The organism is Methylophaga thiooxydans DMS010 (assembly GCF_000156355.1).
Taxonomy (GTDB): Bacteria; Pseudomonadota; Gammaproteobacteria; order Nitrosococcales; family Methylophagaceae; genus Methylophaga; species Methylophaga thiooxydans.
The window spans coordinates 508,169-520,741 of sequence record NZ_GG657899.1 but is presented as its reverse complement, the minus strand read 5'-3'; the positions used below and the strand labels follow the sequence as shown (position 1 = coordinate 520,741).

Here is a 12,573-nt window from a genome sequence, read left to right as displayed (position 1 = left end):
TAATCCAGATAAAATTCAACCTGAATAAGTTTACATGCCTGACTATTTTAGTCAACTTTTTGACTCGTCATTTTCCTCGGACAATTCACAGTCTTTAAGCTCAGGCATTTCAACGCCTTCAGGCAGTTCACCGCCTAAGCGCTGTATGGTCTGACACATCACATCAACGCGTTTATCCATAGCGTGAATGTGCTCGATCAAACCATGAATCGCATTCGCTACCGGATCCACCGATTTACTCGACGTACCGTAGGCATCAAATCCGACTGACTGCGCCAGTTTTTGCTGCTGCTTTTGATCTTCAGTCAAATTCGTTTTCACTACGCGTCCCGGCACGCCAACAACGGTATCACCCGCCACGACATCTTTCACCACAACGGCATTGGAACCGACACGTGCACCATCGTGCAATACGATAGGACCCAGCACTTTTGCTCCCGCGCCGACGACAATATTGTTGCCTAAGGTAGGATGACGTTTACCTTCTTTCCAAGACGTCCCCCCCAGCGTGACACCGTGATACAGCGTGCAGTCATCGCCTATTTCAGCGGTTTCCCCTATTACCACGCCCATGCCATGGTCTATAAAGAACCGACGGCCAATTTTGGCACCGGGATGAATTTCAATGCCGGTAATCCAACGTGCAACGGTAGAAATGAACTTAGCCAGCCATTTCCAGTTACAACGCCACAACCAATGATTAAAACGATGAAGCTGCACCGCATGAACGCCAGGATAGGTGGTGACAATTTCAAACACGTTTCGTGCAGCCGGGTCTCTATCAAAGACGCAATTGATATCTTCCTTGAATCGTGCCCAGCGGCTAATATTTTCAGTCATTACTACTCCTTCGCTTTAGTCTCAGCGGCGCGCAAAATGCCATGCATAATGTGCAGTTCATTCTTATCTAGATCCGCCCGATTAAACAAACGCTTGATGCGGCGCATGAGATGACGCGGGTTTTCAGGATCCAGAAAACCGATGGTGGTAAGAGATCGCTCAAAATGGTCGTATAAATGAGCAAGATCATCGTTGGTAATGGCTTCTCGCTGTTCGCCAATTCTGCCGAAATCAATCTGTGGTTGAAAGCTCATCTTCAACTCATAGGCCAAAACCTGCACCGCAGCGGCCAGATTTAATGAACTATAATCTGGATTGGCTGGAATGTTTATCAAATATTGGCAGCGATCCAATTCTTCGTTCGACAACCCTGAGTGTTCTCTTCCGAATACAATAGCTATGTGGGTATTGTCATCGAACTTTTCAAGTTGCTCGACAGCCTGTCGCGGGTTCACAACTGGAACTGGCAAGTGACGCAAGCGTGCACTCATAGCAAAAGCATGGTGGCAACCAACTAAAGCCTCGTCGAGACTATCATGAACCTGCGCGGTGTGAAGGATATCGTCAGCACCGGAAGCACGTGCTGTGGCTTCTGCACTTGGATAGAGCTTTGGCGATACCAGATGCAGATTTGATAAGCCCATCGTTTTCATGGCTCGCGCCGCCGCGCCAATATTTCCCGGGTGCGTGGTGCCCACTAAAACAAAACGGATGTTATCCATTGATGTCATCGGTATTCCTTGTAATAAACATGGCATCGCCATAGCTGAAAAAACGGTAACGTTGTTCTACGGCATGCTGATAAGCATTCAATATATGAGAACGACTAGCAAATGCTGACACCAACATTAATAACGTCGACTCAGATAGATGAAAATTTGTCACCATCGCATCAACACTTTTGAATTGATAGCCCGGATAAATAAAAATGTCCGTTTCGCCTTCAAATGGTGAAATTTCACCCGATTGTGAAGCGCTTTCTAAGGCCCTGACACTGGTCGTTCCGACGGCAATCACTCGACCACCACGGGCTCGGGCAGCTTTAACCTGCTGACAAACTTGCTCACTCACCTCAATGACTTCGCTGTGCATTTGATGGGAACGAATATCATCGACACGAACGGGTTGAAATGTTCCAGCGCCTACATGCAAAGTGAGCTCAGCGGTTTCAATGCCCATTTCTTTAATTTGCGCCAATAAGGCTTGATCAAAGTGTAAGCCAGCCGTTGGCGCAGCAACAGCGCCCACATGTTGTGCATAAACCGTCTGATAACGTTCCAGATCCGCTTTATCAACATCACGTTCAATATAAGGTGGCAATGGCATGCGGCCATAAGATTCCAACGCATCCACCACCGAGTCAGTATTCAAAAATCGTAGTTCAAACAAGGCATCATGGCGAGCAAGTACTTCAACCTCAAGCGAGCCTTCTAGCTGTAGACGCCTCCCCTGACTAGGTGATTTACTGCTTCGAACATGAGCTAAAACACGCTCGTGATCTAAAACACGCTCCACTAATACCTCTACTTTACCACCAGTCTCTTTGTGGCCAAGTAATCTGGCTGGAATGACTTTCGTGTTGTTAAAGACAAGCAAGTCTTTCGAATCTAACTGATTTAAAAGATCGGTAAAGTTTAAATCCTGCACTTGACCTGTATTGCCATCCAGCGCCAATAAGCGGCTGGCAGTACGATCAGTTGAGGGATATTGGGCGATCAGCTCTTCAGGCAGATCAAATCGGAAATCGCTGGTTTTCATGAGCGCGATAATAGCAAAAACTCTGTCTATAAAGCAGATGTTTTCGTTGAATCGGCACAATAAGAAAATGAATTTATCAACGAATTTAACAAAGAATCAGTCGCTTAGAGACAAATCCCGCTGAATAATAAAATTCAGGCTTCCAATCAGTCTTAACGGGCGTTATAATCTCGCTCTTAAGGTTGCCGGGGTGGCGGAACTGGTAGACGCGCCGGATTCAAAATCCGGTTTCTTCGGAAGTGCGAGTTCGATTCTCGCCCTCGGTACCAACCTTAACTTTCCTCAGAAAAAATTCACCACACTTAATTAATGTTGTCTCGCTCATTCGCGTTGTTTGCAATATACCTTACAGCGAATGACGTTAACGACAATTTTGTGTGAATTGAATTGCTTCCAGCAAACTCGTTGGGCTGAATGGCTTGATAAAATAGGCATCGGCACCGGCATCATCGCCTGCTTGAATATCCTTTTTTTGACCTTTTGCACTTAACAGAATCACTTTAGTAGCCGCTGTCGCGGGATTACTTTTTATTTGGCGGCAAACCTCAATGCCATCTATTTTACCGGGCATCATAATATCCAGAATAATCACATCTGGCTGAGTTTCAGCGACGAGTTGCAAGGCACCTTCACCGCTGTCCGTTTCAAACAGTTGGTAATCACTGTGTTCAAGCGTCATCTTTATTAAGGTACGTAATTCAGCATGATCATCAACAATCAATAGTTTTTGCCTTTTAGCCATACCCCCTCACTTTTATATCCGCTTCAAAAGTTGGTATCCACAACGTCACTTGCGTGCCTTGGTTGGGCTGACTGGTAATATCAAGATGGCCACTGTGTAATGCCAAAATTTCGCAAGTAAGTGCCATGCCAAGGCCTGTTCCCGGAACCGAGCCGGCATTATCGGCACGGTAAAATTTTTCGCCTACACGCGACAACTGCGTTTGATTCATACCGATACCTTGATCAGTTATACGGATGCCGAACCAGCTAAGCCCATCAATTTCTTGATTGATAACGACTGTGTCCACGATGACAATACCGTTCTGTTTAGAATATTTATACGCATTAGATAAAATATTCATCACAGCCTGTTCTAGCTTGTGCTCATCAAATTCAATAATCGGCCACGCACAGTTATCTGGCTCAAATATCAACTCACAGTGGCTACTCGTAGCCGCAATGTAATCACAACAGTCTTTTACGAGTTGTTGAACATTACCGTGATTCAGCTCCAATACAGCATTACTACGCGCCTCAATTTTCGCTATATCTAATAAATCATCCACTAAATGCTTGAGGTTTTGAGCTTGGCGGTTAATGGTGTCAGCAACGAACTTTGTTTTTTCTTCAGGGTATTCATTTACCATTAATAATTCACTGTACCCCATGACACTTGCGAGCGGTGTCCTTAACTCGTGAGCAGCAGTGGTAAGGAATTCACTTTTCATTCTATCGATTTCACTTTCGTGGGTAATATCTCGCAGATAAAACACTTCTGAAAAAGCATCCCCAGCATTGGTATTTACACGCTTTTTAATACATTTCAGTACCTTAAAATCTGGCAAATGAACACGAAACTCAGTTAGCTGCAATAAGTCCTCTAGAGATTCAACTGCTTCATGACTTTTTTTATCTATGGTACGGAGTAATAATTGTTCAAACTCATTTAATGTCTGACCTATCAGGTGTTTTACATGTGAGCCAAACATGGCGTGTAATGCAGGGTTGGTGTAGGTGATTAAATGTTGAGCTGACACAATTAAAATGCCATCGGGACTTAAATTAAGTGCCTCATACTTTTCTTTAATTTGGTGCATCATGTTTTTAAAAGCACGACCCGTTCTGGCAATTTCGTCATGACCATCAAGTGGCAACGTCACCCGTGCATCACCCCGCGCGATGCGGTTTGAGGCATGTTCAAGTAATCGTATTTTATTAGACACTTGTTCAGCTAACAGCCATGTCAACAACAAACCAATTGAGGTCATCACCACAGCTGTCATCACCAACTTCTGATTAGCATCCATCAACAGGGCTCGTTGTTGATTGATAGAAAAGCTAACCTGCACCTTGCCTACTGCCGTGTTTTCCACTTGAAAAATATATTCCACATCATAGTAACCATCGGTCGCTGCCAGTAACTGTTTATCTAATTGGAATTGACGCTGTGGGTATGTGTCTCGATGTACCTCAAGAATCGCTTGGTCATAAGAGAAAACACGAATAAAGGCGACATCTTGAAGCTGTAAAAGTGATCGTGTGACCTCATCAATAGCGACCAGATTATCAGTCAGAATTAGTGGTTTTATGCTTGTTCTAATGACTTCACTAAGATTTTCAGTATGGGTATAAAACTGTTTACTTAGCGAGGCAGTCATAATCTTCTGACTAGTTAAAAAAAGCACGAGCAGAAAGGGAATAAAAATCAATGCAATCAACGCGAGTAATTTATTTCGAAACGAGCCATGAAAGTAGCTAATTAGTTGACGCATGCCACATCCATTTGTGCCATGATTTCGTTGTTCGAAGGGGCTTTACTATCAGCCAAACGTTGGGCTGATGCTACCGATGCTAATTTTGCTTGCTGTGTACGCAGTGAAGCCACTGATGCTGGAAACAAAAACGTGAATCTAGTTCGATAAAGACTAAATAGGTCGTTTTTTGTGTTGTACCCGTGAAGAATATCCATATCCATATCCCTATCATCCATATCGCCTGAGCCCGTTGAATCATAGTACGTTTTCGCTTTTTTTCAAAAACTGATGATTATCTCGCGAACGGTAACCCTGCTTTTACGTTACCGACTGCTCCTAACGGAGAATGACATTTATAATTCGAGCAAGACTTTGTTAGCCACTATTTGCTTGCGATGTAATCATTGACCAGACGCTGAATTCGAGCGAAAGAAATCGGTTTTTCCTCAACAACCACATTCTCTGGCAATTCGAATTGATGATAGATTTCGTCTTTATTTAAGCCGGTTACCACCACAATCTGGCAATGCGCCATGTCCGGGTTTTGTTGAATACATTTGATCATGTGGCTGCCATCCATTCGAGGCATTTTTAGATCAGTAATCACAATTTCAGGTTTTATAGCACCGATTTGCAGTAACGCTTCATACCCATCACTAGCAAGAAATACTTGTGTTCTGGGCGTTTGCCAGCTATCAATCTGCATCTGATAAAGTTTGAGCAAATCTTTATCATCATCAACCAGCATGATACGTAAGCTACCATCCAATGTTTCCGGCCTAGGCGCTGACTCAGTGGAGTTAGCTGTTTCTGTGTTCTTTGGTAAATTTTTACCAAGCTTTACTGCTAAACGTTCGATCTCTCGCGCAGGAATACGGCGATGCCCACCCAGCGTCTTAGTCACTTCAATCAGGTGACTATCCGCCCACATTTGAATGGTGCGAGGGGTAACCCCAAAAATCTTAGCCGCCTGCGTCGTTGTATAAAGCTTTTCATCCATAAAATCACGGCTCTTTTGAATTTAAGTTTTGCGCGGCATAATAACCTCAATCCATCTAACCCGCTAAAGGGGGTATTCGTCGCACATCAAGTTTAAGCTATAGTGAAAATAAATTTCTGTTTTTTATATATATTTTAGAATGTACGTCATTTTACCATACAAGATTTTTCACTATATCTAAGTTGATGATGACGGGCAAAATGGAGTTTCCTCAAATTTTATAAAAAACAACTGCTCAATATTACTGGTAGCTGGCTGACGATGCTGTGACTTCCATCAGATATATTAACCGCGTAAGCTTGGAGGAAGGTACGTTGTCTAACAATGGGAGTGTGAAATGGAATCAAGCTTTCACTCACTGGAAAACCTTTTTCTTCAATTAGGCTTGGATAATAGCAACGCGTCGATCGATGCGTTCGTTCAGAAAAATAAGCTTGCTCACGATGAAAAGTTGCAAGATGCCAGTTTCTGGACATCAGCCCAATCTGCATTTATCCAGGAATGTCTTAGCGAAGACTCTGACTGGGCTGAAGTGGTCGATCAACTCAACCTTATGCTTCATGACTAACTCTAGCCACATCAGCCAACATGCTAAGTGGGGTAAACAAACAACCATTGCCTTAAAACATTTCCGGGTTGGCACAGAAACATTCCCAGCAGAACTCCTTCATGCATACGGCATGGTCAAATACTGCGCTGCGGCCGTTAATCAGCAGCAAGACTTAATAAGCTCAGATATTGCCAGCGCCATCATGACGGCAGCTCAAGCATTAATAAAGGGCGAATTAGATCAGCATTTCCCGCTATCTGTCTGGCAGTCAGGCTCTGGCACGCAAACAAATATGAACGTGAATGAAGTATTAGCGAATATCGCTAATCATAACCTCGCAAGCTCGAATAGCGTTCATGCTAATGACCATTGCAATCGTAGCCAATCAACCAATGATAGCTTTCCTACGGCTTTGCATATTGCCTGCACACTGCTCATCACAAGAGAGTTACTCCCTGCACTTGAACGCTTAGCGCAACGTTTCTCAGAAAAAGCCGATACATGGCATTCGCTGCTCAAAAGTGGTCGAACGCATCTGCAAGATGCCACCCCCATCACACTGGGACAAGAGTTTTCAGCCTTTGCCTTTCAGATCAAACAAGCCACAACGTCGATCAAACAACAACTCACCGTCATATCTGAATTGACCATAGGCGGAACAGCTGTGGGAACCGGCGTTAACACCGTCTCAGGTTTCAGCGAAGCATTTTGTCAGCAACTCAATGACCTGACTGGCTTGCAGTTTCAACCTACGCAAAATCATTTCGCAAGCCAAGCTTCGCATGATGCCGTCGTTCAATTATCAGGCAGCCTGAACACACTGGCGACGGCACTCAATAAAATAGCGAGTGACATACGGCTGCTGGCTTCTGGACCACGATGTGGGTTAGCTGAGCTCCATTTACCGGCTAATGAACCCGGCTCATCAATCATGCCGGGAAAAGTAAACCCGTCACAATGTGAAATGTTGAATATGGTGTGTGCTCAAGTAATGGGAAACCACACAACGATTACTGTAGCCGGGGCTCAAGGGCAGTTACAACTAAACACTTTCAAGCCCGTTATGGCTTATAACATTCTGCAATCATTACGGCTTTTAACGGATGCAATTGTCAGTTTTGATACGTTTTGTGTACAAGGTATTCAAGCCAATACGCCACAGCTTGCCGCGATGATGGATAAAAGCCTGATGCTGGTAACCGTACTAACACCACTTATCGGCTATGATAAAGCCGCTGAGATCGTCAAAATAGCAGCTCAAAATAACACGACATTGCGTGAAGAAGTGCTCAACGCTGGTTTACTGACACAAAACGAATTTGATCAACTGATTCGCCCAGAACAGATGGTGTCCCCCAAAACACCAGAGTAATTATGTTTTATCTGTAGCTTTTTTCAAGGTATCCAAAATATCTAAGGGTAAAGGAAACACAATCGTGGACGATTTATCGCCCGCAATTTCTGTTAAGGTTTGCAGATAACGTAGTTGTATCGCCTGCGGTTGTTTCGCCAATATCTCAGCCGCCGCGAGTAATTTTTCAGACGCTTGCAATTCACCTTCAGCATGAATCACTTTGGCACGCCGATTACGCTCAGCCTCGGCCTGTTTAGCAATCGCCCGAATCATGCTCTCATCCAGATCCACATGTTTAATTTCAACATTAGCGACTTTAATCCCCCAGGCATCTGTCTGAGAATCAAGAATGGCCTGAATATCATTATTTAGTTGATCACGCTCGGACAACATTTCGTCCAACTCATGTTGCCCCAATACTGATCGCAAAGTGGTCTGAGCAAGTTGGCTCGTTGCATCGTAATAGTGCTCAACCTGAATAATCGCCTTTTGTGGATCCACAACACGAAAATACACCACGGCATTGACATGAACCGACACATTGTCTTGTGAAATCACATCTTGCGTGGGCACATCCATCACGATAGTTCTTAGATCAACTCGCACAATCTGCTGGATAAACGGAATGATGATGATAAAGCCGGGCCCTTTCACTTTATAGAAGCGCCCCAATAAAAACACGACGCCGCGCTCATATTCACGCAGGATTCTTACCGCACTGAATATCAATAGCAATACGGCAACCACAATCACCCCCAAAACTTGTAATGTCATGATTTGTGCTCCTGTGTTGAAGTGGGTGTCACTTCCAGTATTAAGCCGTGCATATTGAGCACTTCAGCACGATCACCTTTCTTTAAGTGTTGCTTACTTCGCGCTGTCCACTGCTCACCATGTACCCATACCCTACCCTGTCCAATAATGTCATCGACAGCAACACAAGTAGCGCCGATCATCTGCTCCTGTCCTGTCGTTACCTGTTGCTTCCTATTACGAAGCACCATTCCCAGAGCCATCAGGAAAAAAGCGACGGTTGATACCGTAAAGCCAGCGATAACGCCCAGGTTTATGCCATAACCTGGCAACTCAACATCAATTAACATCACAGATCCAACAGCAAAGGCCGCCACACCACCTAACCCCAATACACCAAAACTCGGCTGAAAAGCCTCTGCCACCATCAAGGCAATGCCTAATAAGATCAGCGCTAACCCCGCATAATTAATGGGCAAAATTTGCAAAGAGAATAAGGCCAGTAGCAGACAAATCGAACCGATCGTTCCCGGCACAATTGACCCGGGATTAGCAAATTCAAAAATCAAACCATAAATCCCGATCATCATCAGAATATAAGCAATATTAGGGTTGGTAATGACTGCCAGCACTTTATTACGCCAGTCGGGCAATACTTCAATTAACGTCAACGATTGCGTATTTAAAACACGATCAGCTCCTAAAACAGACACCGTACGACCATCTATCTGTTCTAATAAATCACGCTGGTTGTTAGCAACAATATCAATCACTTTTAACTCTAACGCAGCCTCAGCAGTGAGACTGGCAGCATCTCTGACGGCTTTCTCAGCCCAATCTTTATTTCGGTTGTGTAAATCGGCTAATCCTTTGATATAGGCCACCGCATCATTGACCACTTTCCGTGTCATAGCATCATCTGAACGGGTGGTATTTGGCTCGGTCTCTTTGTTTGTTTTTTCCTGTGGTGATTTATCTTCATCGGAGATAAAAGAGGGTTTTAATTGCACCGGCGTGGCAGCACCTAGGTTTGTCGCTGGTGTCATCGCCGCAATATGGCTGGCATAAAGCAAATAGGTTCCGGCACTGGCAGCTCTTGCACCGCCAGGTGTGACATACATGACAATAGGAACAGGAGAAGCGATGATTTGCTTAATCATCCCGCGCATTGATACATCCAGTCCGCCGGGGGTATCCAAACGCACCAAAAACAATGCTGCATTGGCATCGATCGCCTTTTCGAGTGAACGGGTAAAATAATCAGCGGTCGCCGGACTGATAATGCCGTCAATGTCGATGATATAAGCTTGCTCTGAGTCAGCTGCGGCGATATTAACCGGTAAGCAACAGACCCAAACAAAACTGAACAACGCGAACAGCATGTGTTTCATTTTCCGGCTCCTTTTTGCAGTACCGGTACTTCTCGTTCAGCGTACTGAACGGTATATGTCAGCGCGGTTACGTTTACTCAGAACAATTTGCCAAAGCTGACCTTGGCGGGCTTTAAAAAAGCCGGCACAGCTATGTAGATAGTATTTCCACATTCGATAAAATCGCTCGTCATACTGAGCTGAAATCGTTGGCCAGGAGGCCTCAAAATTTTTCCACCATGCCATCAAAGTCAGATAATAGTCATGACCAAAGTTGTGCCAATCTTCAATGATAAGTCGCTGATTTAGTACAGAACTTATCTGTTCTGCTGACGGTAAATCCCCATTCGGGAAAATATACTTATCAATCCAGGGATCAACTCGGTGAATCGTTTTGTATATACCTATAGTATGTAACAGGAATAAGCCATCGCTTTTCATCAAACGATTCACGGTATCAAAGTAAACGGGATAATTTTTTTCTCCGACATGCTCGAACATACCGACTGAAACGATTTTGTCGTACTCACCGTCAAGATCACGATAATCCACCAGCGCAATCTCAACCGGAAGTCCTGCACAGCGTTCCTGAGCCAGTTTTTGTTGCTGTTTTGAGATGGTAATACCGAGCACTTCGACACCATAGTGTTTGGCAGCATAGTGCGCTAGGCCTCCCCAGCCACAGCCAATCTCGAGTAATTTTTCGCCGGGTTTAAGTTGAAGTTTACGGCAAATCATATCGAGCTTATTGATTTGTGCCTGTTGCAAATCCTCGGCTTGATACCAATAACCGCAAGAATAGCTCATCGTCGGATCCAGCATCGCTTCAAAAACATCGTTACCGATATCGTAATGCTGTTCACCGACTTGAAATGCCCGTTTGCTGGACTGCAGATTGAAAAGACGATGGCGCATGATTTGCACCATGAGATGAAAGCGGCCCCAGCCAGCGAGTTTTTCTTCAATATTGATACTAAGCAGACGATGGAATAGCTGATCCAGATACAGGCAATCCCACAGACCATCCATATAACTTTCGCCAAAACCCAGCGAGCCCTGAGTCAAAATACGTTGATAGACTTCATCGGAATGAACTTGGATGTCCCAGGGTGCATCGCCGTTAAACGTCACGCCTGCCTGTTGAGCTAGTTTAGCAAGCACGCCTGGAGGCTCAAGCGAGGTGGCTGTTGATGAGCCTGAACCGCTGTATGTATGCTCTAGTTTTTGCTGGTATTGCCTGAATCTAGCCATGCCGTATCCCATCCCATAGAGAATAGCCTGATTAAATTACATAAACCTGCTTGAGTATAACGCTACCGCGATCTTGGGGAGATTACAATCGAAACCGCCGATAGTGACGTTATTTGAGTGTTTTGAGGAAAAGATAAAGCCCCGAAAATACGGTATTTTCGGGGCTTTTGTATCTTATTCGGCTTCTTTAACGATCTGAGCCTGATGATAGTTTTGCAGGCCCATTTTTTCTATCAGGCCAAGTTGCGTTTCAAGCCAGTCTACATGCTCTTCTTCAGAGTTCAGAATGTATTGAAAGAGATCTCTTGAACCAAAGTCACTAATAGACTCAGCATACTGAATGCCCGTTTTAAGATCAGGAATCGCATCCAACTCTAGCGCCAAGTCGGCTTCGAGCATTTCTTTGACATTTTCACCGATTCGCAAGGCACCTAAATCCTGAAGATTAGGTAAGCCTTCCAAAAACAAAATGCGTTCAGTCAGCTTGTCTGCATGTTTCATTTCATCGATCGACTCATGATATTCATGCTCATACAAATTGGTTAGTCCCCAATCTTGATACATTTTGGCATGCAAGAAGTACTGATTAATGGCGACAAGCTCATTCCCCAACACTTTATTTAACAACTCAATTACTTTTTTATCGCCTTTCATGGCTCTACCTCTTGTCAATCATTAACATCGTCTACGATTATCGTTTTTTTATACAAAATGTCAAAGCTAAGCACTTGATATAAAAATAAAATCGCAATTATTCTTATCTAGATTGGTATGCCTGAAATAGCACATTTGTCATTATTGAGACGGGTCAAAACAATCAGAAATTGATTTATTTTTTAGAAATGAAAAACTTAGGCCATTTCTTCAAAATGACAAGAAAGCTGTTTGGGTATCAGAATCTGGAAAATGAGAGGTGGGAATGCGAAATCTAAGATGCGACGACACTGCCAGGGCGACTGATGCTTGCGCAAATTAAGGAAGGATTAAGAGTACACCGCTTCTGACATGCAGGGTGCAAGCGCAGCCAATTCAGCTTGCTCCCGTTCGTGCAGCATACGGTTAACTTTAAACTGACACTTACCACAACAATCGGATGCACCGGTATCCTGGCGTACCGCTTCAACAGTTCGCGCACCGTCATCTATAGAGGTGTGAATCATCTCTGAGTTAACATTGTTGCAGACACAAACGATCATAGTTTCACCCGGTTATCTCAATCT

The 12,573-nt window shown here is 44.2% G+C and carries 14 protein-coding genes and 1 tRNA gene; 3 read left to right on the top strand and 12 right to left on the bottom strand.

The annotated features are described in order from the left end of the window. Positions 1-51: 51 nt before the first annotated feature. From cysE to queA, 3 genes are read right to left on the bottom strand one after another with little or no spacing between them, the layout of a single operon-like run. Entirely contained in the window at positions 52-840 is a 789-nt protein-coding gene (gene cysE / locus MDMS009_RS11370; protein ID WP_008291454.1) for a serine O-acetyltransferase, read from the bottom strand. A 2-nt stretch (positions 841-842) separates the two neighbouring features. Further along, complete coding sequence (locus tag MDMS009_RS11365) at positions 843-1,571, bottom strand: RNA methyltransferase (RefSeq protein ID WP_052298170.1); 729 nt, start codon at positions 1,569-1,571, stop codon at positions 843-845. Further along, entirely contained in the window at positions 1,555-2,598 is a 1,044-nt protein-coding gene (gene queA / locus MDMS009_RS11360) for a tRNA preQ1(34) S-adenosylmethionine ribosyltransferase-isomerase QueA (protein ID WP_008291318.1), read from the bottom strand. Before queA ends, MDMS009_RS11365 begins: the two co-directional genes overlap by 17 nt. Positions 2,599-2,782: 184 nt before the next feature. On the opposite strand from queA, the gene MDMS009_RS11355 reads away from it, so the two are divergent. Further along, positions 2,783-2,867 (top strand) — tRNA-Leu (locus tag MDMS009_RS11355). Between the two features lie 92 nt (positions 2,868-2,959). Here the strand turns inward: MDMS009_RS11355 and MDMS009_RS11350 are convergent. The 4 genes from MDMS009_RS11350 to MDMS009_RS11335 form a co-directional block, all read right to left on the bottom strand. Continuing rightward, positions 2,960-3,340, bottom strand: coding sequence for a response regulator transcription factor (locus tag MDMS009_RS11350; protein ID WP_008291232.1), 381 nt, complete (start codon positions 3,338-3,340; stop codon positions 2,960-2,962). Continuing rightward, complete coding sequence (locus MDMS009_RS15875; protein WP_008291782.1) at positions 3,333-5,093, bottom strand: sensor histidine kinase; 1,761 nt, start codon at positions 5,091-5,093, stop codon at positions 3,333-3,335. Before MDMS009_RS15875 ends, MDMS009_RS11350 begins: the two co-directional genes overlap by 8 nt. Beyond that, on the bottom strand, positions 5,081-5,206 hold the full coding sequence (locus tag MDMS009_RS16605; protein WP_272941075.1) for a hypothetical protein: 126 nt from the start codon (positions 5,204-5,206) through the stop codon (positions 5,081-5,083). The genes MDMS009_RS15875 and MDMS009_RS16605 overlap by 13 nt, the downstream gene beginning before the upstream one ends. 251 nt (positions 5,207-5,457) lie before the next feature. Beyond that, entirely contained in the window at positions 5,458-6,075 is a 618-nt protein-coding gene (locus tag MDMS009_RS11335; protein ID WP_008291593.1) for a response regulator, read from the bottom strand. 337 nt (positions 6,076-6,412) lie between these two features. On the opposite strand from MDMS009_RS11335, the gene MDMS009_RS11330 reads away from it, so the two are divergent. Both MDMS009_RS11330 and MDMS009_RS11325 read left to right on the top strand, forming a co-directional pair. Beyond that, positions 6,413-6,643 (top strand): DUF2789 domain-containing protein, encoded by a 231-nt coding sequence (locus tag MDMS009_RS11330; protein WP_008291323.1) that lies wholly within the window; start codon positions 6,413-6,415, stop codon positions 6,641-6,643. Beyond that, entirely contained in the window at positions 6,636-7,997 is a 1,362-nt protein-coding gene (locus tag MDMS009_RS11325) for a class II fumarate hydratase (protein WP_008291385.1), read from the top strand. Before MDMS009_RS11330 ends, MDMS009_RS11325 begins: the two co-directional genes overlap by 8 nt. On the opposite strand, the gene MDMS009_RS11320 is transcribed toward MDMS009_RS11325, so the two are convergent. The 5 genes from MDMS009_RS11320 to MDMS009_RS11300 form a co-directional block, all read right to left on the bottom strand. Continuing rightward, positions 7,998-8,753 (bottom strand): slipin family protein, encoded by a 756-nt coding sequence (locus MDMS009_RS11320; RefSeq protein ID WP_043888228.1) that lies wholly within the window; start codon positions 8,751-8,753, stop codon positions 7,998-8,000. It lies immediately after the preceding gene. After that, positions 8,750-10,123, bottom strand: coding sequence for an NfeD family protein (locus tag MDMS009_RS11315; protein ID WP_008291427.1), 1,374 nt, complete (start codon positions 10,121-10,123; stop codon positions 8,750-8,752). Before MDMS009_RS11315 ends, MDMS009_RS11320 begins: the two co-directional genes overlap by 4 nt. Positions 10,124-10,159: 36 nt before the next feature. Then, a complete protein-coding gene (gene cfa / locus MDMS009_RS11310; protein ID WP_008291626.1) occupies positions 10,160-11,353 on the bottom strand; it encodes a cyclopropane fatty acyl phospholipid synthase in 1,194 nt (397 codons plus the stop codon). A 174-nt stretch (positions 11,354-11,527) separates the two neighbouring features. Beyond that, positions 11,528-12,007, bottom strand: a complete 480-nt coding sequence (gene bfr / locus MDMS009_RS11305) for a bacterioferritin (RefSeq protein WP_008291211.1) — start codon at positions 12,005-12,007, stop codon at positions 11,528-11,530. A 329-nt stretch (positions 12,008-12,336) separates the two neighbouring features. After that, positions 12,337-12,549, bottom strand: coding sequence for a (2Fe-2S)-binding protein (locus MDMS009_RS11300; protein ID WP_036313956.1), 213 nt, complete (start codon positions 12,547-12,549; stop codon positions 12,337-12,339). Positions 12,550-12,573: the final 24 nt, after the last annotated feature.